The 21,338-nt window shown below is 72.5% G+C and carries 20 protein-coding genes and 1 pseudogene; 16 read left to right on the top strand and 5 right to left on the bottom strand.

The annotated features are described in order from the left end of the window. Positions 1 to 3 precede the first annotated feature (3 nt). The 10 genes from murD to FB457_RS10120 all read left to right on the top strand — a co-directional run bounded on the left by murD (position 4) and on the right by FB457_RS10120 (position 10,481). A complete protein-coding gene (murD, locus tag FB457_RS10165) occupies positions 4 to 1,440 on the top strand; it encodes a UDP-N-acetylmuramoyl-L-alanine--D-glutamate ligase (RefSeq protein ID WP_047015276.1) in 1,437 nt (478 codons plus the stop codon). 211 nt (positions 1,441 to 1,651) lie between these two features. Continuing rightward, positions 1,652 to 3,049, top strand: a complete 1,398-nt coding sequence (ftsW, locus tag FB457_RS10160) for a putative lipid II flippase FtsW (protein WP_253911177.1) — start codon at positions 1,652 to 1,654, stop codon at positions 3,047 to 3,049. A 43-nt stretch (positions 3,050 to 3,092) separates the two neighbouring features. Then, positions 3,093 to 4,187 carry an undecaprenyldiphospho-muramoylpentapeptide beta-N-acetylglucosaminyltransferase gene (murG, locus tag FB457_RS10155; protein ID WP_047015275.1) on the top strand — a complete coding sequence of 365 codons (1,095 nt, stop codon included), beginning with the start codon at positions 3,093 to 3,095 and terminating at the stop codon, positions 4,185 to 4,187. Positions 4,188 to 4,227: 40 nt separating this feature from the next. Beyond that, positions 4,228 to 5,049 carry a cell division protein FtsQ/DivIB gene (locus FB457_RS10150; RefSeq protein ID WP_047015274.1) on the top strand — a complete coding sequence of 274 codons (822 nt, stop codon included), beginning with the start codon at positions 4,228 to 4,230 and terminating at the stop codon, positions 5,047 to 5,049. Between the two features lie 241 nt (positions 5,050 to 5,290). Beyond that, positions 5,291 to 6,505, top strand: a complete 1,215-nt coding sequence (gene ftsZ / locus FB457_RS10145) for a cell division protein FtsZ (protein ID WP_145781593.1) — start codon at positions 5,291 to 5,293, stop codon at positions 6,503 to 6,505. A gap of 33 nt (positions 6,506 to 6,538) precedes the next feature. Beyond that, complete coding sequence (gene pgeF, locus FB457_RS10140) at positions 6,539 to 7,273, top strand: peptidoglycan editing factor PgeF (RefSeq protein WP_078898621.1); 735 nt, start codon at positions 6,539 to 6,541, stop codon at positions 7,271 to 7,273. Further along, the gene (locus tag FB457_RS10135) at positions 7,273 to 8,070 is read left to right on the top strand and encodes a YggS family pyridoxal phosphate-dependent enzyme (RefSeq protein ID WP_047015271.1); all 798 of its coding nucleotides are present in this window, start codon (positions 7,273 to 7,275) and stop codon (positions 8,068 to 8,070) included. Before pgeF ends, FB457_RS10135 begins: the two co-directional genes overlap by 1 nt. Positions 8,071 to 8,191: 121 nt before the next feature. Continuing rightward, positions 8,192 to 8,827: a cell division protein SepF gene (locus FB457_RS10130; protein ID WP_047015270.1), complete on the top strand. Its 636-nt coding sequence runs from the start codon at positions 8,192 to 8,194 to the stop codon at positions 8,825 to 8,827. Positions 8,828 to 8,890: 63 nt separating this feature from the next. Beyond that, positions 8,891 to 9,178 (top strand): YggT family protein, encoded by a 288-nt coding sequence (locus FB457_RS10125; RefSeq protein ID WP_018837714.1) that lies wholly within the window; start codon positions 8,891 to 8,893, stop codon positions 9,176 to 9,178. Between the two features lie 64 nt (positions 9,179 to 9,242). Beyond that, positions 9,243 to 10,481, top strand: coding sequence for a DivIVA domain-containing protein (locus FB457_RS10120; RefSeq protein WP_047015269.1), 1,239 nt, complete (start codon positions 9,243 to 9,245; stop codon positions 10,479 to 10,481). A gap of 219 nt (positions 10,482 to 10,700) precedes the next feature. Here the strand turns inward: FB457_RS10120 and ileS are convergent, their stop codons facing one another. Continuing rightward, complete coding sequence (gene ileS / locus FB457_RS10115) at positions 10,701 to 13,871, bottom strand: isoleucine--tRNA ligase (RefSeq protein WP_047015268.1); 3,171 nt, start codon at positions 13,869 to 13,871, stop codon at positions 10,701 to 10,703. Positions 13,872 to 14,295: 424 nt separating this feature from the next. After that, a complete protein-coding gene (locus tag FB457_RS36045; protein ID WP_347614519.1) occupies positions 14,296 to 14,781 on the bottom strand; it encodes a hypothetical protein in 486 nt (161 codons plus the stop codon). A gap of 49 nt (positions 14,782 to 14,830) precedes the next feature. On the opposite strand from FB457_RS36045, the gene FB457_RS36040 reads away from it, so the two are divergent. The 4 genes and pseudogenes from FB457_RS36040 to FB457_RS10095 all read left to right on the top strand — a co-directional run. Continuing rightward, positions 14,831 to 15,301, top strand: a complete 471-nt coding sequence (locus FB457_RS36040; protein WP_347614517.1) for a TraR/DksA family transcriptional regulator — start codon at positions 14,831 to 14,833, stop codon at positions 15,299 to 15,301. A gap of 115 nt (positions 15,302 to 15,416) precedes the next feature. Further along, a complete protein-coding gene (gene lspA / locus FB457_RS10105; RefSeq protein WP_047015266.1) occupies positions 15,417 to 16,079 on the top strand; it encodes a signal peptidase II in 663 nt (220 codons plus the stop codon). A gap of 58 nt (positions 16,080 to 16,137) precedes the next feature. After that, positions 16,138 to 17,079: an RluA family pseudouridine synthase gene (locus FB457_RS10100; protein WP_047015265.1), complete on the top strand. Its 942-nt coding sequence runs from the start codon at positions 16,138 to 16,140 to the stop codon at positions 17,077 to 17,079. A gap of 32 nt (positions 17,080 to 17,111) precedes the next feature. Beyond that, a pseudogene (locus tag FB457_RS10095) lies at positions 17,112 to 17,354 on the top strand (cation:proton antiporter domain-containing protein); the annotation flags it as partial. Positions 17,355 to 17,613: 259 nt separating this feature from the next. Here FB457_RS10095 and FB457_RS10090 read toward each other — a convergent pair. Beyond that, positions 17,614 to 18,693: a mechanosensitive ion channel family protein gene (locus FB457_RS10090; protein WP_047015263.1), complete on the bottom strand. Its 1,080-nt coding sequence runs from the start codon at positions 18,691 to 18,693 to the stop codon at positions 17,614 to 17,616. A gap of 53 nt (positions 18,694 to 18,746) precedes the next feature. Here FB457_RS10090 and FB457_RS10085 point away from each other — a divergent pair, with 53 nt between their 5' ends. Then, positions 18,747 to 19,340, top strand: a complete 594-nt coding sequence (locus tag FB457_RS10085; protein ID WP_145781591.1) for a dienelactone hydrolase family protein — start codon at positions 18,747 to 18,749, stop codon at positions 19,338 to 19,340. 9 nt (positions 19,341 to 19,349) lie between these two features. On the opposite strand, the gene FB457_RS10080 is transcribed toward FB457_RS10085, so the two are convergent. Then, positions 19,350 to 20,141: a thioredoxin domain-containing protein gene (locus tag FB457_RS10080; RefSeq protein WP_047015261.1), complete on the bottom strand. Its 792-nt coding sequence runs from the start codon at positions 20,139 to 20,141 to the stop codon at positions 19,350 to 19,352. Between the two features lie 63 nt (positions 20,142 to 20,204). After that, positions 20,205 to 20,846, bottom strand: coding sequence for a hypothetical protein (locus FB457_RS10075; protein ID WP_078898178.1), 642 nt, complete (start codon positions 20,844 to 20,846; stop codon positions 20,205 to 20,207). A gap of 184 nt (positions 20,847 to 21,030) precedes the next feature. On the opposite strand from FB457_RS10075, the gene FB457_RS10070 reads away from it, so the two are divergent. Further along, the coding region (locus FB457_RS10070; protein ID WP_145781589.1) for a PHP domain-containing protein at positions 21,031 to 21,338 on the top strand (308 nt) is incomplete at its 3' end.

The following is a 21,338-nucleotide window of genomic DNA, read 5'->3' as shown; positions in this document are numbered from 1 at the left end:
GACATGAGCGAGTTCGAGGGCCGCCGTGTGACCGTCGCGGGGCTCGGGGTCAGCGGCGGCCCCGCCGCCCGCGCGCTGCACCGGCTCGGCGCGGAGGTCACCGTCGTCGACGGCGCTGACCACGACCGGGCCCGGGCGCAGGCCGCGGAGCTGGAGCCGCTCGGCGTGACCGTCCGCCTCGGCGACGGCGACACCCTGCCCGAGGGCACGGAACTGGTCGTCACCACGCCCGGATGGCAGCCCTCCGCCCCGCTGTTCGCCGCCGCCGAGGCGGCCGGGGTGCCGGTCTGGGGCGACGTCGAGCTGGCCTGGCGGCTGCGCGCCACCTCGCCCGGGGGCCGGCCGCCCGCCGAGTGGCTGGCGATCACCGGCACCAACGGCAAGACCACCGCGGTGAAGATGCTCGCCGCCATGCTCGCCGCCGCCGGGCTGCGCACCGCCGCCGTGGGCAACATCGGCGTCCCGCTCGTCGACGTCGTCACCGGCCACGGCCCGTACGCGGACCTCGACGTGCTCGCCGTCGAGCTGTCCAGCTACCAGCTCCACTGGGCCACTTCCGTACGCGCCCACTCCGCCGCCGTCCTCAACCTCGCGCCCGACCACCTCGACTGGCACGGCTCCATGGAGGCGTACGCCGCCGACAAGGGCCGCATCTACGAGGGCAACCGGGTGGCGTGCGTCTACAACGCCGCCGACCCGGTCACCGAGGAACTGGTGCGCAAGGCCGACGTCGAGGAGGGCTGCCGCGCGGTCGGGTTCACCCTCGGCGCGCCCGCCCCCGGGCAGCTCGGAGTGGTCGACGGGCTGCTGGTGGACCGGGCGTTCGTGCCGGACCCGCAGCGCACCGCGCAGGAGCTGGCCGCCGTCGCCGACGTCCAGCCGCCCGCCCCGCACAACGTCGCCAACGCCCTTGCCGCCGCGGCCCTCGCGCGCGCGTACGGCGCCGGGCCCGCGGCCGTACGCGAGGGGCTGCGCGCCTTCCGCCCCGAGCCGCACCGCATCGAACGCGTCGCCGAGATCGGCGGCGTGACGTATGTGGACGACTCCAAGGCCACCAACACCCACGCCACCGAAGCCTCGCTGGCCGCGTACGACGGGATCGTCTGGATCGCCGGCGGTCTCGCCAAGGGCGCCACCTTCGACGACCTCGTCGCGGGCGCGGCGAAGCGGCTGCGCGCGGCGGTGCTGCTGGGCCGGGACCGGGCGCTGATCGCCGGGGCGCTGGCGCGGCAGGCGCCGGAGGTGCCGGTGGTGGACATCGCGCGGACGGACTCCGGCGCGATGGCGGTGGCCGTCGCCGAGGCGGCGCGGCTGGCCCGCGAGGGCGACACCGTGCTGCTGGCGCCGGCCTGCGCGTCGATGGACATGTTCACGAACTACAACGTGCGCGGCGAGGTCTTCACCGCCGCCGTACACGAACTCGCCGCCGACGGGGCCTAGGCTCCCCGGCACACCTGCTTTCGGCCGAAGGGCGGCGCGCCGCGCGCGGGGCCGTACCCCGGCCGCGTACGGGAGATCGACGGCAGACTCCGGGACCCGGACGACCCGAAGGCGACCGCGCTCCGTCGCGTCGTGGCCCCGGCCGGGGCGTCGGCGTGGCAACCTCGTTGCCCATGGGCGGAGTGCGGCGGTGCCAGCGAGGAGACGGCGGATGAGCAGAGCGGACCAGGAGCGGCGCGCGCGGCGGCCCGCTGCCGCGCGCGGCGCGGCGTCGAAAACCCCGCCGCGGCCCGCCCGCGGCGGGACGCGTTCCGTCCCCGCGGCCCGCCCGGCCCGAGGAGGGGGCGTGGGGCCCGCCGGCCTGCGCCGGTTCGCGCGCCGCGTGCGCCGGGCCTGGGACCGGCCGCTCACCGCGTACTACCTGCTGCTCGGCGGCAGTCTGCTGATCACCGTGCTGGGTCTGGTGATGGTTTTCTCCGCCTCCCAGATCGAGGCGCTCAACAGCGGCCTGGCGTCCACGTACTACTTCCGCAAGCAGCTCGTCGCCGCCACCCTCGGCACCATCCTGCTGCTCGTCGCGGCCCGCATGCCGATCCGGCTGCACCGCGCGCTGGCGTACCCGGTCCTGGCGATGTCGCTGTTCCTCATGGCGCTGGTGCAGGTGCCGGGGATAGGGCAGTCGGTCAACGGCAACACCAACTGGCTGAACTTCGGCGGCCCGTTCCAGCTCCAGCCCAGCGAGTTCGGCAAGCTGGCGCTGGTGATGTGGGGCGCCGACCTGCTGGCGCGTAAACAGGACAAGAAGCTGCTCACCCAGTGGAAGCACATGCTGGTGCCGCTGGCGCCGGTCGCGATGGTGCTGCTCGGCCTCATCATGCTCGGCGGCGACATGGGCACCGCGATGATCCTGGGCGCGATCCTGCTGGGCCTGCTGTGGGTCGCCGGCGCCCCGACCCGGCTGTTCGCCACCGTGATCGCGGTCGGCGCGACGCTGACCGTCGTGCTGTTCACCTCCAGCCCGCACCGGATGGACCGGCTGCGCTGCATCGGCGCCACCGAGCCGGGCCCCGGAGACGTCTGCTGGCAGGGCCTGCACGGCATCTACGCCCTGGCGTCCGGCGGCTGGTTCGGATCGGGACTCGGCGCGAGTATGGAAAAATGGGGCGAACTCCCGGAACCGCACACCGACTTCATCTTCGCCGTGACCGGGGAGGAACTCGGCCTGGCGGGGACGCTGTCGGTGCTGGCACTCTTCGCGGCTCTAGGCTATGCGGGTATCCGCGTGGCCGGACGTACGGAGGACGCCTTCGTAAGGTACGCCGCGGGGGGCGTGACCGCCTGGATCATGGCGCAGGTCGTGATCAACATCGGTGCGGTCCTGGGGTTGCTGCCCATCGCCGGCGTCCCGCTCCCGCTGTTCTCCTACGGAGGCTCCGCCCTGCTGCCGGCGATGTTCGCCGTGGGGTTGCTGATCGCGTTCGCGCGCGAGGAACCCGCGGCGCGGGCGGCGCTGGCCATGCGGCCCGCGGGGGTGCTGCAGTCTGCTAGAAGAGTGCTCGCCGGAAAAAGGCCGGAGAGCACGGCCAGGAGAGCCAGGAAAACAAGGTGACGGACCGCCGGCGGGCGGCCGTCGCGGAGAGCGGTGAAATTCGGTGCATGTCGTACTCGCCGGTGGGGGGACCGCCGGCCACATCGAGCCCGCGCTCGCCCTCGCCGACGCCCTGCGCAGGCGGGACCCCACGGTGGGCATCACGGCGCTCGGTACCGAGCGCGGGCTCGAGACCAGGCTGGTCCCGGAGCGCGGCTACGAACTGGCGCTGATCCCCGCGGTCCCGCTGCCGCGCAAGCCCACGCCGGAGCTGATCACCGTCCCCGGACGGCTGCGCGGGACCATCAGGGCCGCCGAGGAGGTGCTGGAGCGCACGAAGGCCGACTGCGTCGTCGGCTTCGGCGGCTACGTCGCCCTGCCCGGCTATCTGGCGGCCAAGCGCCGCGGCGTGCCGATCGTGGTGCACGAGGCCAACGCCCGCCCCGGCCTTGCCAACAAGATCGGCTCGCGCTACACGAAGTTCGTCGCGGTCTCCACGCCGGACAGCAAGCTGCGGCACGCGAACTACATCGGCATCCCGCTGCGCCGCTCCATCGCCACCCTGGACCGCGGCGCCGTGCGCGCCGAGGGGTGCGCCGCGTTCGGGCTCAACCCCAACCTGCCGACGCTGCTGGTCTCCGGCGGCTCGCAGGGTGCCCGGCGGCTGAACGAGGTCATCGAGTCGGTGGCGCCGTACCTCCAGCGCTCCGGCGTGCAGATCCTGCACGTCGTCGGGCCGAAGAACGAGCTGCCGCAGGTCGACAATATGCCCGGCATGCCGCCGTACGTCCCCGTGCCCTACGTGGACCGGATGGATCTCGCCTACGCCGCGGCCGACATGATGCTCTGCCGCGCCGGCGCGATGACGGTCGCCGAACTCTCCGCGGTCGGGCTCCCGGCCGCGTACGTTCCGCTGCCCATCGGCAACGGCGAGCAGCGGCTCAACGCGCAGCCGGTGGTCAAGGCCGGCGGCGGGCTGCTGGTCGACGACGCGGAGCTGACGGCGGATTGGGTGCGCCAGGAGGTGCTGCCGGTGCTCACCAACCGCCAGCGGCTGCACGAGATGTCCTGGGCCGCCGCGGAGTTCGGCCGGAGGGATGCCGACGAACTCCTCGTCGGCATGGTGTACCAGGCTGTGGACGGCCGGCGGGGATCATAGGGCGCGGCGATCTCACCACACCAGTCAAGGGGGTACGGGGATGGCCGGAGCGGTCCGTGAGAAGGCGGCGGCCGGCCGCGAGGAGCGCGGCGGCGGTGCCGGGCCGAGCGGCCCGCCCGCCGCCCGGTGGCCGGCCGGCGGCCGCGGCCGGCTGCGGCCGCCGCGCCGCCGGGTGGTGGTCGCCGTGCTGCTGGCGGTGATCGTGCTCGGCGGGTTCGCCGTCTGGGCCCTGTACGGCTCGAACTGGCTGCGGGTGGAGCGGGTCACGGTCTCCGGCACCGACGTGCTCAGCGCCGACGAGGTGCTGGACGCGGCCCGGGTCTCCGAGGACGTGCCGATGGCCACCGTCGACACGGACGCGGTCGAGGCGCGGCTGGCGGCCGAGTTGCCGCGTATCGGCACCGTGGACGTCGACCGGGTCTGGCCGCACCGGATCGCGGTGCAGGTCACCGAGCGGCAGCCGGCGGTGCTGTTGCGCAAGGGGGAGTCTTTCGTGGAAGTCGACGACGAGGGTGTGCGGTTCGCCACGGTGCGTACGGCGCCCGAGAACGTGCCGATAGTGGAGATGCAGGTGGCGGACTCACCGAGCCTCGACCGTTTCGGCAGGCAGCGGCTGCGCGAGAGCGCGGTACGGGTCGCGGGCGCGCTCTCCGAGAGCGTGCGCCGTGACACCCGTACTATCCTTGTGCGTTCATATGACTCCGTCACGCTCGAGCTGTCCGGAGGCCGGACCGTGCTGTGGGGCAGCGCGGAGCGGGGCGCGGCGAAGTCGAAGGCGCTCGCGGCGGTCATGAAAGCGGAGCGCGATGCGCGGTACTTCGACGTCAGCGTTCCCAGCGCCCCCGCGGCGTCGTCGAGTTGACGTACATATGCGCAGTTCAGACCCCCCGTGAGGGGTCGCAACGCCTGATCACATAGGGTGAAAAGAAAAACGGGAGGTTCGGCGTGTTCATTGAACGCGGAAGCCTTGTCGACTTAGTGTCTCGTTCCAAGAGTCCAGGTACGGGATGCTGCGGTAACCCTAAACTTCACGCTTAGGGTTCGACCGGCGTTCGGGGACCCCCACAAACGGCAGACGTAACTCGAGGCGAGAGGCCTTCGACGTGGCAGCACCACAGAACTACCTCGCGGTCATCAAGGTCGTCGGTATCGGCGGCGGTGGCGTCAACGCCATCAACAGGATGATCGAGGTCGGTCTCAAGGGCGTCGAGTTCATCGCGATCAACACCGACGCGCAGGCACTGCTGATGAGCGACGCGGACGTCAAGCTCGACGTCGGTCGCGAGCTGACCCGCGGACTCGGCGCGGGCGCCAACCCGGATGTCGGCCGCAAGGCCGCCGAGGACCACCGGGAGGAGATCGAGGAGGTGCTCAAGGGCGCCGACATGGTCTTCGTCACGGCCGGCGAGGGCGGTGGCACCGGCACCGGGGGCGCGCCCGTCGTGGCGAACATCGCCCGCTCGCTGGGCGCGCTCACCATCGGCGTCGTGACCCGCCCGTTCACCTTCGAGGGCCGGCGCCGCGCGAACCAGGCCGAGGACGGCATCGCCGCGCTGCGCGACGAGGTCGACACCCTCATCGTGATCCCCAACGACCGGCTGCTGTCGATCTCCGATCGCCAGGTGAGCGTCCTCGACGCCTTCCGCTCCGCGGACCAGGTGCTGCTCTCCGGTGTCCAGGGCATCACCGACCTCATCACCACCCCGGGCCTGATCAACCTGGACTTCGCGGACGTCAAGTCCGTGATGTCGGAGGCAGGTTCCGCGCTCATGGGCATCGGCTCGGCGCGCGGCGACGACCGCGCGGTGGCCGCGGCCGAGATGGCGATCTCCTCGCCGCTGCTGGAGGCGTCCATCGACGGCGCCCGCGGTGTGCTGCTCTCCATCTCCGGCGGCTCGGACCTCGGGCTCTTCGAGATCAACGAGGCGGCCCAGCTCGTCAGCGAGGCGGCCCACCCGGAGGCGAACATCATCTTCGGCGCCGTGATCGACGACGCCCTCGGCGACGAGGTGCGCGTCACGGTCATCGCCGCGGGCTTCGACGGCGGCCAACTGCCGTCGAAGAACCGGGACAAGGTCCTCGGCTCGTACGGCGGGCGCGACGAGGCCCCGGCCGAGTCGGTCGCGGACCCCGGGCCCGCCCGGTCCCCGGAGCCCGAGCGCCCCGCGTTCGGCGGCCTCGGTTCCCTCTCCGGCGACAGCACCGCAGACAGCGCCCCTGCGCCCGTCCCCCCGGCCGCCACGCCGCAGGTGCCGGCGGCCCGGCCGTACCAGGACAGCGAGGCCGAGGAGCTGGACGTGCCGGACTTCCTCAAGTGACCGGCGTGTTGATCACGTAACGTACGACCCGTGATAGGGCAGACATACGCGACAGGCGGCGCTCACTTCGCCTTCACCGACCGGTGGGGCGGCGTGAGCGCCGCTCCGTACGCCGAGCTGAACCTCGGCGGCGCCGTCGGCGCCGACGACCCGGCGGCGGTCGCGGTCAACCGCGAGCGCGCCGCTCGCTCGCTCGGGGTGGAGCCGGCGCGGGTGGTGTGGATGCACCAGGTGCACGGGCGGGACGTCGCCGTCGTCGACGGGCCCTGGGGCGACGCGCCCCCGCCCGCCGTGGACGCCGTCGTCACCCGCGCCCGGGACGTGCCGCTCGCCGCCCGCGGCGCCGACTGCGTCCCGCTGCTCCTCGCCGACCCCGGCGCGGGCGTGGCGGGTGCCGCGCACGCCGGCCGGCCCGGCATGGTCGCCGGGGTGGCCGGGGCCGCGGTCGAGGCGATGGTGGGGCTGGGCGCCGAGCCGGCGCGGATCGTCGCCCACCTCGGACCGGCCGTCTGCGGGCGCTGCTACGAGGTCCCCGAGGCGCTGCGCGAGGAGGCCGCCGGGCGGGTGCCGGCGGCGCGGGCGACGACGAGCTGGGGGACGCCGGCACTGGACATCCGTGCGGGTGTGGTCGCGCAGTTGGAAGCGCTGGGTGTGGGAATGATCACAGTGTCGGACGTGTGCACGCTGGAGTCCGGGGACCACTTCTCGTACCGGCGCGAGGGTGCCACGGGCAGACACGCGGGATACGTCTGGCTGGACGGGGAATGATGGCGGACTTCACGGGGGACGGCGGAGTGCAGGAGGCAGCGGACCGGGAGCGCCGCGGTGAGTTGGCGGCGAACCTGGCGGCGGTGGAGGAACGTATCGCCGGCGCGTGCGCGGCGGCGGGCCGCAAGCGCGAGGAGGTCACGCTCGTCGTCGTGACCAAGACCTATCCGGCGAGCGACGTGCTGCTCCTGGCGGACCTGGGCGTACGGCACGTGGCCGAGAACCGCGACCAGGAGGCCGCGGGCAAGGCCGCGTGGTGCGCGGAGCGGGGCGCGGACGCACCGCTCACGTGGCACTTCGTGGGCCAGTTGCAGACCAACAAGGCGCGCTCCGTGGCCCGCTATGCGGACTACGTGCACTCCGTCGACCGCCCCCGGCTGGTCACCGCGCTCGCCGCCGCCGCGGAGCGCGAGGGCCGCGAGCTGGGCTGTCTGCTCCAGGTGGCGCTCGACAAGGACGCGGCGCCCGGGACGGATTCGGGCGGCGGTGCGACGGCGGACCGCGGCGGCGTCGCGCCCGGTGACGTACCGGCGCTCGCGGACGCGGTGGCGGCGGCCCAAGGGCTGCGGCTGTGCGGGCTGATGACGGTCGCGCCCCTGGCGGGGGCGTATGCGGGGCGGCAACGGGCGGCGTTCGAGCGGCTGATGGAAATCTCATCCGGCCTGCGCGTCGCGCATCCGGCTGCAACCATGGTCTCGGCGGGGATGAGCGGGGACCTGGAGGAGGCAATTGCCGCAGGAGCGACACACGTACGCGTCGGCACCGCGGTACTCGGAGTCCGGCCCCAGCTCCGGTAACGTCGCCAAACGAGTCGGACGACAGTAGAAAATAAGCTTCATTCCCGGTCAATTCAGGCAGGGTAGCGTGGATCACGTCACTGGCGAAGGTCGATCCACCGCAGAGCGGAGGGCGTAGAGCATGGCCGGCGCAATGCGCAAGATGGCGGTCTACCTCGGCCTCGTGGAGGACGATGGGTACGACGGCCCGGGGTACGACCCCGACGACGAGTTCGAGCCGGAGCCCGAGCCCGAGCGGCGCCACCGCCACCAGGCCCCGCAACCGCCGCACCAGGAGGAGCCGCCGCGGGCGATCGCTTCGCCGCCGGCGCAGCGGGAGCGGCCCACGGACCGCGAGCCGGCGGGGCGTTCACCCGGACTCCTGCCCGAATCGGGGCGTTCGGGGCGAATCGCTCCCGTGTCTTCCATCACACCTGACCGTCCCAGCCTGGAGAAGAGTGCGCCGGTGATCATGCCCAAGGCCGTGTCGGAGCGGGAGCCTTACCGGATCACGACGCTCCACCCGCGTACGTACAACGAGGCACGTACCATCGGGGAACACTTCCGCGAGGGTACGCCTGTGATCATGAACTTGACCGAGATGGACGACACGGACGCGAAGCGACTTGTCGACTTTGCGGCTGGACTCGTCTTCGGGCTGCACGGCAGCATCGAGCGAGTGACTCAGAAGGTGTTCCTGTTGTCGCCTGCTAACGTCGACGTAACAGCGGAGGACAAGGCCCGCATCGCAGAGGGCGGGTTCTTCAACCAAAGCTGAGCCAAGCAACACTGTGCGAGCGGCCGTGGGGCCGGAACGCGAAGGGGAGAGGACCACAGCGAGATGGACGTCGCGCTTCAAGTGATCTACATCGCGCTGTTCGTTTTCCTGATCGTGCTGATCTTCCGGTTGATCATGGACTACGTGTTCATGTTCGCCCGCTCCTGGGAGCCGGGCAAAGCCATGGTGGTGTTGCTTGAGGGCGCCTACACGGTCACGGATCCACCACTCAAGCTCCTGCGGCGGTTCATTCCGCCACTGCGTCTAGGGGGCGTGGCGCTGGACCTGTCCTTCTTCGTCCTGATGATCATCGTCTACATCCTCCTCACCGTGGTGGGCGGGGCGAGGTGATGATGAAGCGGGACGGAGAGTGTCGATATGCCGATGTCGCCGATGACTACGTTGAGGTGAAGAAATGCCGCTGACCCCCGAGGACGTGCGGAACAAGCAGTTCACGACCGTCCGACTCCGAGAGGGCTACGACGAGGACGAAGTCGACGCGTTCCTCGACGAGGTCGAGGCCGAACTGACCCGGCTGCTCCGCGAGAACGAGGACTTGCGGGCCAAGCTGGCCGCGGCGACCCGGGCCGCGGCGCAGAACCAGGGGATGCGCAAGGGCCCCGAGCCCCAGGACCGGCCGGGACCCCCCGGACACGGCGGGCCGGTGCCCGCCGCCATATCGGGCCCGCAGCCGGTGCCGCCGCAGCAGATGGGCCCGCCGCAGGGCGGCCCGCCTCAGTTGCCTTCCGGCGCACCCCAGCTGCCCGCAGGTCCCGGTGGCATGGGCCCGGGTGGGCCCGGTGGCCCCGGCGGTCCTCCCGGTCACGGTCCGCACGGCCCCGGCCCGATGGGCCCCGGTGGCCCGGGCGGGCACGGCGGCCCCGGCGGTCCCGGTGGCCCGGTGCACGCCCCGCACGGCGGCCCGCCGCAGCAGCAGCACGTCGGCGGCCCGCCCCAGCAGCAGCACGTCGGGCCCGGCCCGCAGCAGGGCGGTCCCGTCGGCGGTGACAGTGCCGCCCGGGTGCTCTCGCTGGCCCAGCAGACCGCCGACCAGGCGATCGCCGAGGCCCGCGCCGAGGCCAACAAGATCGTTGGCGAGGCCCGCAGCCGCGCCGAGGGTCTGGAGCGCGACGCGCGTGCCAAGGCCGACGCCCTGGAGCGGGACGCGCAGGAGAAGCACCGCGTGGCGATGGGCTCCCTGGAGTCCGCGCGCGCCACGCTGGAGCGCAAGGTCGAGGACCTGCGCGGCTTCGAGCGCGAGTACCGCACCCGGCTGAAGTCGTACCTGGAGTCCCAGCTCCGCCAGTTGGAGAACCAGGCGGACGACTCCCTGGCCCCGCCCCGTACGCCCGCGGCGGCCTCGCTGCCCGCGGCGTCGGCGCCCGCGCCGACGCCTTCGATGGCCCCGGCCGGTGCCGGTGCCATGAGCGGCCCTCCGAGCATGGGCGGCGGCTCGATGGGCGGCGGGTCCATGGGCGGCCAGCAGGGCATGCCGACCCGGCAGGCGCCGGCCGGCGGCCCGTCGTACGGCAGCCAGCAGCAGATGTCCCCGGCCATGACGCAGCCCATGGCGCCGGTGCGCCCCCAGGGCGGTCCGATGCAGCAGCCGCCGTCGCCGATGCGCGGCTTCCTCATCGACGAGGACGACAACTGAGCACGGCCTGACGGCCGTCGGCATATCGCAAAGGGCCGGGTCCCGCGGATCGCTCGCCGCGGGGCCCGGCCCTTTGCGTGCCCGTATACGGGGCCGGACGCCCCGGGGGCCGGGGGAGCGGATCCGGTACGGCGCCAAGGCGGGACCGGACCGCTGACGCGGACGGCGCCCCGCCCCCGCGGGTGCACGGGAACGGGGCGCCGCCGCTGCGCTCCGGGGTCAGGCCCGTACGAGCCGGAAGGTCAGGGAGAGCGGCTCGTCGGTGAACGGCTCGCCGTAGCCCTCGGCTTCCGCCGCCTCGCCCGCCGCGAAGTCCGTCGCCAGGACCTCCTCCGCGATCAGCCCGGCGTGGTCCGTGAGCGCCTGGCGGACCTCGGGGTCGGTCGTCGACCAGCGCAGCCGGATCCGGTCCGCGACGTCCAGGCCGGAGTTCTTCCGCGCCTCCTGGATAAGCCGGATCACGTCGCGGGCCAGGCCCGCACGGCGTAGCTCGGGGGTGATCTCCAGGTCGAGCGCCACCGTGGCACCCGAGTCGGAGGCCACCGACCAGCCCTCCCGCGGGGTCTCCGTGATGATGACCTCCTCCGCGGAGAGGGCCACCGTCTCGCCGTCGACCTCCACCGTCGCGCTGCCGCCGTCGCGCAGCGCGGCCGACAGCGCCGCCGCGTCCGCCGCCGCGACGGCCTTGGCCACCTCCTGCACCCGCTTGCCGAACCGCTTGCCGAGCGCCCGGAAGTTGGCCTTCGCGGTGGTGTCCACCAGCGAGCCGCCGGCCGCGCCGCCGGTGGCGTCGGAGAGCGTCGCGAGCGCGGTGACGTTCAGCTCCTCGGTGATCTGCGCGCGCAGCTCCTCCGGCAGCGCCGCGAAGCCCGCGGCGGCCACCAGCGCCCGCGACAGCGGCTGGCGGGTCTTCACCCCGGACTCCGCCCGGGAGGCCCGGCCCAGCTCCACCAGGCGCCGGACGAGCTGCATCTGCCGCGACAGCTCCGGGTCGTACGCCGTGGCGCCGGAGCCGGCCGGCTCCGGCCACGTCGCCAGGTGCACCGAGGCGGGGGCGTCCGGCACGACGGGCACCACCAGGTCCTGCCAGACCCGCTCGGTGATGAACGGCACCACCGGGGCCAGCAGCCGGGTCACGGTCTCCAGTACGTCGTGGAGCGTGCGGAGCGCCGCCGGGTCGCCCTGCCAGAAGCGCCGCCGGGAGCGGCGCACGTACCAGTTGGACAGGTCGTCGACGAAGGCGGACAGCAGCTTGCCGGCGCGCTGGGTGTCGTAGCCGTCGAGGGCGTCGGTCACCCGGGTCGTCAGCGCGTCCAGCTCGCCGAGCAGCCAGCGGTCCAGCAGCGGCCGGTCCGCGGGCGCCGGATCGGCGGCCGAGGGCGCCCAGCCGGCGGTGCGGGCGTAGAGCGCCTGGAAGGACACCGTGTTCCAGTACGTCAGCAGGGTCTTGCGCACGACCTCCTGGATCGTCCCGTGACCGACCCGCCGGGAGGCCCACGGGGAGCCGCCGGCGGCCATGAACCACCGCACCGCGTCCGCGCCGTGCCGCTCCATGAGCGGGATGGGCTCCAGGATGTTGCCCAGGTGCTTGGACATCTTGCGGCCGTCCTCGGCGAGGATGTGGCCGAGGCAGACCACGTTCTCGTACGAGGACTTGTCGAAGACGAGGGTGCCGACGGCCATCAGCGTGTAGAACCAGCCGCGGGTCTGGTCGATGGCCTCGCAGATGAACTGCGCGGGGTAGCGGGTCTCGAAGACGTCCTTGTTCTTGTACGGGTAGCCCCACTGCGCGAAGGGCATCGAGCCCGAGTCGTACCAGGCGTCGATGACCTCGGGCACCCGCTCCGCGCGCAGCGTGCAGCCGTCGGCGGGGCAGGGGAAGGAGACCTCGTCGATGTACGGGCGGTGGGGGTCGAGGGACGACTGGTCGGTGCCGGTCAGCTCGGTGAGCTCGGCCAGGGAGCCGACGCAGGTGAGGTGGTCCCCGGCGCAGCGCCAGATGGGCAGCGGGGTGCCCCAGTAGCGGTTGCGGGAGAGGGCCCAGTCGACGTTGTTGTCGAGCCAGTCGCCGTAGCGGCCGTGCTTGACGGAGTCCGGGTGCCAGGCGGTCCGCTCGTTCTCGCGCTGCAGGGCGTCCTTGACGCGGGTGGTGCGGATGTACCAGGAGGGCTGCGGGTAGTAGATCAGCGGCGTGTGGCAGCGCCAGCAGTGCGGGTAGCTGTGCTCGTACGGCTCGTGGCGGAAGAGCAGGCCGCGGGCGTCGAGGTCGGCGACCAGTGTCTCGTCGGCCTTCTTGAAGAACTGGCCGCCGACGAGCGGCAGGTCCTCGCCGAAGGTGCCGTCGGCGCGTACCGGGACCTCGACCTCGATGCCGTACTGCCGGGAGACCTTGAAGTCGTCCTCGCCGAACGGGGCCTGGTGGACCAGGCCGGTGCCGTCCTCGGTGGTGACGTAGTCGGCGTTGACCACGTAGTGCGCGTCCCGGAGGTCCACCAGGCCGAAGGGCGGCCGGTACGTCCAGCGCTCCATCTCGGCGCCGGTGAACGACTCTCCGGTCGTCTCCCAGCCCTCGCCCAGCGCTTTGCCGGTCAACTGCTCGGCGACGACCACCTTCTCCTTGCCGTCGGTGGCGACGACGTAGGTGACCTCCGGGTGGGCCGCGACCGCGAAGTTGGCGGTGAGCGAGAACGGCGTGGTGGTCCAGATGACCAGGGACGCCTCGCCGGCCAGCGGGCCGGAGGTGAGGGGGAAGCGGACGTAGACCGAGGGGTCGACGACGGTCTCGTACCCCTGCGCCAGCTCGTGGTCGGACAGGCCGGTGCCGCAGCGCGGGCACCAGGGGGAGACCCGGTAGTCCTGGACGAGCAGGCCCTTGTCGAAGATCTGCTTCAGCGACCACCAGACGGACTCCACGTACTCGGAGTTCATCGTCCAGTACGCGTCGTCCAGGTCGACCCAGTAGCCCATCCGCTCGGTCAGCTCGGCGAAGGCGTCCGTGTGCCGCTGGACCGAGGCGCGGCACTTGTCGTTGAACTCGGCGATGCCGAACGCCTCGATGTCCTGCTTGCCGTTGAAGCCCAGCTCCTTCTCCACGGCCAGCTCCACCGGCAGCCCGTGGCAGTCCCAGCCGGCCTTGCGCGCCACGTGGTAGCCGCGCATCGTGCGGAAGCGGGGGAAGACGTCCTTGAAGACGCGGGCCTCGATGTGGTGCGCACCCGGCATGCCGTTGGCGGTGGGCGGACCCTCGTAGAAGACCCACTCGGGCCGGCCCTCCGACTGCTCCAGGGAGCGGGCGAAGACCTTTTGCTCGCGCCAGAAGTCGAGCACGGCGTGCTCGAGGGCGGGCAGGTCGACCTGGGCGGGTACCGGGCGGTACAGGGGCGTGGTCATCGGGGACTCTTCCTCCGGCTGGCGTGCTGACGGCCGAACCGGAGGGACGAGAGCCGGGGCTCCCGCGGTACCACCCTCCTTGGCGGCGGAGCGCGCGGGGCGCGCCCACCGCCCCCTCATTGGGGCAGCGGCTGCCGGTTCTACTCGCCCGGGGGCTTTCCTCCGGCGGCTCCGGGGTGATCTTCGCTCCGCGCACACCGCCCGGGCTCGCACCGTCCCCGGGTCGCTCCTCGGCTGCGTACGGAGGTACTCGTCCCCATCCACGCCTGTCGCTGCCGACAGTGTACGGCCCCGGGGTACGCGCCGCCGACCGGGTTTCCGCGGCGGGGCGCTGGGCCGTTCGGCCCAGCGCCGGCAAACCGCACGTGCGAGCGGAAGCCCGGGATTACCCGGCGCGGGGCTGGGCACAACGTTTTGAGACCGGTCAGCCATGGCGTGCCCTGTTGCCGCGGACCCAGTGTCGATTTATCGTTCCGGCACCGTTCGCGAACAAGATCACAATATGTGAAGGGGTCCCGGCCATGGTTGCGAAGAAGACCGCGCCGGCGGCGAAGAAGTCCACAGCGAAGAAGACCACGGCGAAGCAGGCGGCAAAGAAGGCGCCGGTGCGGAAGGCCGCCGCGGGCCGGTCCACGGCCCCGGAGGAGCGGGCGGCGAAGAAACAGGCCGCGAAGAAGGTCACGAAGAAGGCCGCGAAGAAGACCACGAAGAAGGCTACGAAGAAGACGGCGGGGAAGAAGACGGCGGCGACCGCGGAGGCGGCCGGCGCGGCCGTCCCCGCCGGGAAGTCGCCGCGCGCGAAGAAGGCCGCGGCCAGGAAGGCGCCGGCCGCAGGGACCGAGCCCGCGAGGAAAACCGCGGCACGGGCCGCCGCTCCGGCGCGTAAGCCGGCGAAGAAGGCGGCGGCCAAGAAGACGTCCGCCAGGACGTCTCCGGGGAAGAAGACGGGAGCCAAGACGGTGGTCGCAAAGAAGACGCAGGTGGTGGAGACCTCGGTGGCCGAGGCGGCGGGCGGGACGGCAGCCCCGGCCGAGCCGGGGGAGCTGGCCGTGCGTCCGGGGGAGGACCCCTGGACTCCCGAGGAGATCGAGGAGGCCCGCCAGGGCCTGCTGGACGAGGTCGCGAGCCTGCGCTCGGAGATCCGCGCCTCCGAGGAGGCCGTCAGCGGGCTGATGCGCGACTCCGGCGGCGGCGCCGGGGACGACCAGGCCGACACGGGGACGAAGAACATCTCCCGCGAGCACGAGATGGCGCTCGCCGCCGGCGCCAGGGAGCGGCTGGTGCAGACCGAGCGTGCCCTCGTCCGGCTGGAGGACGGCACGTACGGACGGTGCGAGTCCTGCGGCAAGCCGATCGGCAAGGCGCGGATGCAGGCGTTCCCGCGGGCCACCCTGTGCGTGGAGTGCAAGCAGCGGCAGGAACGCCGCTGAGGGATCGCCGGAGGCGCTGACGGGGCCGGACGGCGGCGGTTGCGGGCTGTGGTGCGACGGCTCGTACGAGTGTGTCGTACGCTCGACCCCAGTCAGCGCACCGGAGGGCACACACGTGACAGAGGCGGAGCGGATCAGCGGGGACGCCACGGAGCCCCGCGGGGAGGACGAGGCAGCATCCGCCGCGGACGAGAAGGCCGACGCCGACACCGCCGACCCGGCCGGGAAGGCGACCGCGGGCGACACGGCCGCGGAGGCCGGGGACGGTGTGCCGGAGGCGGCGGCCCGCGGGCCGCGCCGTATCGGCGTGCTCCTCGGCGTCGCCGCCCTCGTCTACGCCCTCGACCTCGTCACGAAGCTGATCGTGGTGGCCCGACTGGAGCCGGACAACCGCTCCGTCGAGGTCGTCGGCGACCTGTTGCGCTTCCAGGTCGTCCGCAACGCCGGCGCGGCGTTCGGCATCGGCGAGTCGATGACCGTGATCTTCACGCTGATCGCCGTCATTGTCATCGGCGTCATCGCCCGGCTGGCGCGCAAGCTCTACAGCCTGCCCTGGGCCATCGCGCTCGGCCTGCTGCTCGGCGGCCCGCTCGGCAACCTCACCGACCGGCTCTTCCGCTCCCCGGGCTTCTTCGAGGGCCACGTGGTGGACTTCATCGCCCCCGAGCACTTCGCGGTCTTCAACCTCGCCGACTCCGCGATCGTCTGCGGTGGCATCCTCATCGTGATCCTCTCCTTCCGCGGCCTCGACCCCGACGGCACCATCCACCGCGGCTGAACGGCACGATCCACCGCGGCTGACCGGGGCGGCCGTACGCGCCTGCGATACTTCCCGGGTGAGTACCGTGCCCGAGATCCGCACCCTGCCCGTACCCGACGGCCTCGAAGGCGAGCGGCTCGACGCCGCGCTCGCCCGGATGTTCGGGTTCTCCAGGACCAAGGCCGCCGAACTGGCCGGCGCCGGCAAGGTCCTCGTCGACGGGCGGGAGGCCGGGAAGTCGGACCGGGTCACGGCGGGCGCCTGGCTGGAGGTCGAGATGCCGGCGCCGGCGGCGCCGGTGCGGATCGTCGCCGAGCCGGTGCCCGGGATGGCCGTTGTCTACGACGACGGCCACGTGGTCGTCGTGGACAAGCCCGTCGGCGTCGCCGCCCACCCCAGCCCCGGCTGGAGCGGGCCCACCGTCGTCGGCGGCCTGGCCGCCGCGGGGTACGCCATCTCCACCTCCGGCGCCGCCGAGCGGCAGGGCGTGGTGCACCGGCTGGACGTCGGCACCTCGGGGCTGATGGCGGTGGCCAAGTCGGAGCGCGCGTACACGCTGCTGAAGCAGCAGTTCCGGGAGCGTACGGTCGACAAGCGCTACCACGCGCTGGTCCAGGGCCACCCCGACCCGCTCAGCGGCACCATCGACGCCCCCGTGGGCCGCCACCCCGTGCACGACTACAAGTGGGCCGTCGTCGCCGACGGCAAGCCCAGCGTCACGCACTACGACCTCGTGGAGGCGTTCCGCGCCGCCAGCCTGCTCGACATCAAGCTGGAGACCGGCCGCACCCATCAGATCCGCGTGCACATGTCCGCCCACCGCCACCCCTGCGTCGGCGACCTCACCTACGGCGCCGACCCGGTGTTCGCCAAGCGGCTCGGGCTGGACCGGCAGTGGCTGCACGCCGTACGGCTCGGCTTCGAGCACCCCGAGGACGGCCGGTGGGTCGAGTTCGAGTCGGACTACCCCGAGGATCTGCGGCAGGCCCTGGACACCGTACGCGCGGACAGCGCCTGACGGCCGCGGCGGCGCGACGGCCATGGACCAGCTCACGCGCCGTCGTCCCCGGGCTGCCGCTGGCCGCCGCAATGGTGCTGGGCGCGCTGGTGGCGCCGCACGGCCCGATCGCCGCCACGTCCATCGCCGGGTTGCTGGGGCTGCCGCGGCGGCTGGTGTCGATCCTGGAGGGCGAGGGGCTGTTCAACGACGTCACCGCGATCGTGCTCTCCCACGTGGCGATCGCCGCGACCGTCTCCGGCAGCTTCTCGGTGGCCGGCGCCGCGGGGCTGCTGGCGAGTACGCCACGGACCCCGACGGCGTCCTCGGCCTGATCGGGCTCGAGATGCACACCGTCGTCGCCTCCGGCGACTTCGACGGGGCGCTCGCTGGGCGCGGCCGCCGCCGTCGTCGCCGTGGTCCTGGCCACCCTGCTCTGCCAGGGCCTGAGCTGCCCTGGCTGGTCCGGCGGCTCGACGTGGCCGCCGACGCCGGGGCCGAGCCGCGGTTGGAGCGCCAAATGACGCTGCGCGCCGCGAAGGCGTCGACCGTGTCCTACGGCACCTCGACGTCCGGGCCCTTCCGGGCGCCGTCCAGGGGGGCCTGCGCTGTCATCACCTTCGGCAGCGCGTAGGGATGCTTCTCCCGCAGCCAGGTGATCAGTTCCTCGCGCACCATGCACCGCAGGTCCCACAGCGCGTCGGCGTCCCGCGCGGTGGCCAGCGCCCGTACCTGCATCGTGGTCGGCGTGGTGTCCGTGACCACCAGGCTCCAGCCGCGCCCGTCCCAGTGCGCGCAGCCCAGCAGCACTTCGTGCAGCCGCTCGCGCAGCTCGCGCACGGGCGTGGAGTGGTCGAGGTGGAAGAAGACCGTGCCGGTCAGCTCGGGGCCGCCGCGCGACCAGTTCTCGAAGGGCTGGCTGGTGAAGTACGACACGGGGATGGTGATGCGGCGCTCGTCCCAGGTCTTCACCGTCAGGAACGTCAGCGTGATCTCCTCGACCGTCCCCCACTCTTCCTCCACGACGACCGTGTCGCCGATGCGCACCAGGTCGCCGAAGGCGATCTGCAGCCCCGCGAAGAGGTTGCCCAGCGTCGACTGGGCGGCGATGCCCGCGATGATGCCGATGACGCCGGCGGACGCGAGCATCGAGGTGCCCACCGCGCGCATCTGCGGGAACGTCAGCAGCATCGAGGCGACCGCGACCGTGCAGATGACGAACACCACCACGCGCTGGATGAGCGTGAGCTGCGTGCGCACCCGCCGGCGGCGGGCGGAGTCGCGGGCCCTGGCCTTGTAGCGGTGGTACGTCAGCTCCACGGCGGCCGCGAGCACCTTCGTCAGCAGCCACGCCAGGGATGCGATCAGCAGCAGCGTCAGCACGCGGGTGACGATCGTGCGGCTGTCGTCGCCGTGCGCCAGGTCCGCGCGCTTGTACGTGCCCAGCAGGATCGACGTCAGCAGGGCGAACTGCAGCGGCGCCCGGCAGCTTCGCAGCAGGCCCCATATCGGAGTCTCGGGATGCCGGGCGTCGGCCCGGCGCAGCAGCAGGTCGACCACGACCCCGGCGATCGCGGTGACCGCCACGGCGCCCCCGATGACCAGGACGGGCCGGAGCACATCCTCGGTGGACACGTGAGCCTCCTTCGTCTGCGGACCTTCCCGACCGTATCTGCCACGATGGGCGGATGACGATTCTGCTTTTCCACTCCATGTACGGAGTGCGTCCGGCCGTGCACGAAACCGCGGAGCGCTGGCGCGCCGCCGGGCACGAGGTGGTCGTGCCCGACCTCTACGACGGGCGTACCCCGGAAACGGAGGAGGAGGGCCAGGAGGTCAGGGACGAGATCGGCACCGACGAGCTGCTGGCGCGGGCCGTGAAGGCCGCGGCGCCGTACTCGGCTGGCGGGGTGCTGTACGCGGGCTTCTCGCTCGGCGGCGCGCTCGCGCAGAACCTGGCGCTCGCGGACCGGCACGCGCGGGGACTTCTGCTGATGCACGGCACGTCCGACATCGCCGACGGGGCCGCGGCCGCCTCCGGCGAGCTGCCGGTGCAACTGCACGTGGCCGACCCCGACCCGTACGAGACGCACGACTGGCTGACGGCCTGGTATCTGCGGATGGGCCGGGCCGGCGCCGACGTGGAGGTCTTCCGCTACCCGGGCGCCGGGCACCTGTTCACCGACCCGGGCCTGGCGGACTACGACGCGGAGGCGGCGCAGTCCGCCTGGCAGGTGGCGGATGCGTTCGTGGCGGAGCTGGACGTGCGCTCCGCCACGTGACGCGGGGTCCTACGCGCCGAGCTTGTCCAGCTCGGCCGGGAGCGCGTTGCTCTCGACCTTCTTGCCGTCGATCTTGATGGTCGGCGTGCCCTCGATGCCGGCGTCGTTGAAGCTGTCGATCATCTCCAGGGCCCACTTGTCGAACGTGCCCTTGTTGACGTTCTTCTGGAACTGCTTGTTGCCCTTCAGCTCGTCGACGTTCTTGGCGACGTCCAGCAGGTACTCGTTGTCGGCGAACTTGTCCTCGCTCTCCGCGGGGTGGTGGTCCGCCGAGTAGAGCAGGCCGTGGTACTCCTTGAACGCCTCGGTGCTGACGTCCAGCGCCGCGCCCAGGGCGCTGGCGGCGTTCTTGGAGCCGTTGCCGCCGAAGTTGCCGTCGATGATCGCGCCGAGGTGGACGCGGAGCTGGTACTTGTCGTCCTCGGCGCCCTTCTTGATCCGCTCGCCCAGCTGCTGCTCGAACTGCGCGCACGCGGGGCAGCGCAGGTCCTCGTAGACGTCGACGGTCTTCTCGGCGTCCTTGCCGCCGAGTACGACGGTGGTGCCCTTGTCGCCCTCGGCGTTCGCCGGCTGGACGAGCTTGGCGTTCTTCGCCGCGCCCCAGTCCTTGTCGGTGCCGTCGTCGCCGCCGAGCGTGGTCACCGCGAAGGCGACGCCGCCGACGACGGCCAGCAGACCGACGACGGCACCGCCGACGAAGAGCTGCCGGCGCACCTTCTCCTTCTTGGCCTGCTTCTCGCGCTCGATGCGCAGCCGCTCGCGCGCAGCCCGCTTGGCTTCCTGGCTGTTCCGCTTGCTCATGGTGGTGAGGTCCCTCTGTGGTCGGTGTGGCTGTGTCCGTGCTTCTTCGGCCTGGCTGCCGGATCAGGCAGCGGCCGGGCACGGCGGGCCACGCCGCAGGACCGAGTGGAGCAGGTGCGGCTGGGGGCGGCCGGCGCGGGTACGGTCCGGCCGGCGGCCGGGGCGGCCGGTGCTCCGCACCGGGGCGACGGTGACGATCGCGACGGCCAGCAGCAGCGGCCGGAAGGCGACGGCCGCGGCGGCGCGCAGCAGCCCGGCGAGGGCCGCCTCCCCGCGGCGCAGCCAGGCGGCGGCGACCAGGCCGACGCCGACGTGGGCGCCGAGCAGCAGCCAGGGGCTGGCGGCGGTACCCGCCAGGGCCTCGCCGCGGGCGGTCATCCGGGCCAGCGGGGTGCCGAACTCGCCGGAGCAGAGGAGATCGAGCCCCAGGGAGCGCATGGAGCCCGCGACCGGGCCGCCGGACTGGCCGTAGCAGGTGTGCTGGCCGGTGGTGAAGACGGTGTCCGCCGCCAGCTCCAGCGGCACGAGCAGGGCCGCGATGCTCCAGTAGCCGCGCTCGCGGCGGCCGGCGAGCAGAAAGGCGACGGCGAAGACGCCGGCGGAGAGCGCGGCCAGCATGCCCAGGGGCAGGGGGTTGGCGGAGAGGAGCACGTGGGCGCCCGCGGACAGGCTGATGCACAGCGCGGTGAAGACCGCCGCGCGCATCACCCTGATCGTTACGGCCGCGTGTTCCATCGTGCGTGATTGTGCCACGGCGGACCGTAAACCGGTGCTAAAGGGGAGGCCCGGGTTCAGTGCGGCCGGGGGCCGCGGTGTCAGTGCCGCGTCCTAGACTTCCCAGCGTCCTGCCCGAGCCCTCGCGCCCACCGTCTGCTGGAGGTCCTCCGTCGTGGCCAAGCCGCCTTTTACGCATCTGCATGTGCACACGCAGTATTCGCTGCTGGACGGGGCGGCGCGGTTGAAGGATATGTTCGCGGCGTGTCGTGAGATGGGGATGTCGCATATCGCGATGACGGATCATGGGAATCTTCATGGTGCGTATGACTTCTTTGTGCAGGCGTCGGCGGCGGGGGTGACGCCGATCATCGGTATCGAGGCGTACGTGGCGCCGGAGTCGCGGCGGAACAAGCGGAAGGTGCAGTGGGGGCAGCCGCATCAGAAGCGTGATGACGTGTCGGGTTCCGGTGGGTATACGCA

This window comes from Streptomyces sp. CNZ287 (genome assembly GCF_007827615.1).
This window is presented reverse-complemented; position numbering and strand designations above follow the sequence as displayed.

What these genes read in the sequence shown, in the direction of transcription:
- FB457_RS10125 (WP_018837714.1), top strand. Translation starts at nt 8,891, where the DNA reads ATGGACGTCGCGCTTCAAGTGATCTACATCGCGCTGTTCGTTTTCCTG.
- FB457_RS10120 (WP_047015269.1), top strand. Translation starts at nt 9,243, where the DNA reads ATGCCGCTGACCCCCGAGGACGTGCGGAACAAGCAGTTCACGACCGTC.
- murD (WP_047015276.1), top strand. Translation starts at nt 4, where the DNA reads ATGAGCGAGTTCGAGGGCCGCCGTGTGACCGTCGCGGGGCTCGGGGTC.
- FB457_RS10080 (WP_047015261.1), bottom strand. Translation starts at nt 20,141, where the DNA reads ATGAGCAAGCGGAACAGCCAGGAAGCCAAGCGGGCTGCGCGCGAGCGG.
- FB457_RS10135 (WP_047015271.1), top strand. Translation starts at nt 7,273, where the DNA reads ATGGCGGACTTCACGGGGGACGGCGGAGTGCAGGAGGCAGCGGACCGG.
- FB457_RS10130 (WP_047015270.1), top strand. Translation starts at nt 8,192, where the DNA reads ATGGCCGGCGCAATGCGCAAGATGGCGGTCTACCTCGGCCTCGTGGAG.
- FB457_RS10150 (WP_047015274.1), top strand. Translation starts at nt 4,228, where the DNA reads ATGGCCGGAGCGGTCCGTGAGAAGGCGGCGGCCGGCCGCGAGGAGCGC.
- FB457_RS10085 (WP_145781591.1), top strand. Translation starts at nt 18,747, where the DNA reads ATGACGATTCTGCTTTTCCACTCCATGTACGGAGTGCGTCCGGCCGTG.
- ileS (WP_047015268.1), bottom strand. Translation starts at nt 13,871, where the DNA reads ATGACCACGCCCCTGTACCGCCCGGTACCCGCCCAGGTCGACCTGCCC.
- FB457_RS10075 (WP_078898178.1), bottom strand. Translation starts at nt 20,846, where the DNA reads ATGCGCGCGGCGGTCTTCACCGCGCTGTGCATCAGCCTGTCCGCGGGC.
- ftsW (WP_253911177.1), top strand. Translation starts at nt 1,652, where the DNA reads ATGAGCAGAGCGGACCAGGAGCGGCGCGCGCGGCGGCCCGCTGCCGCG.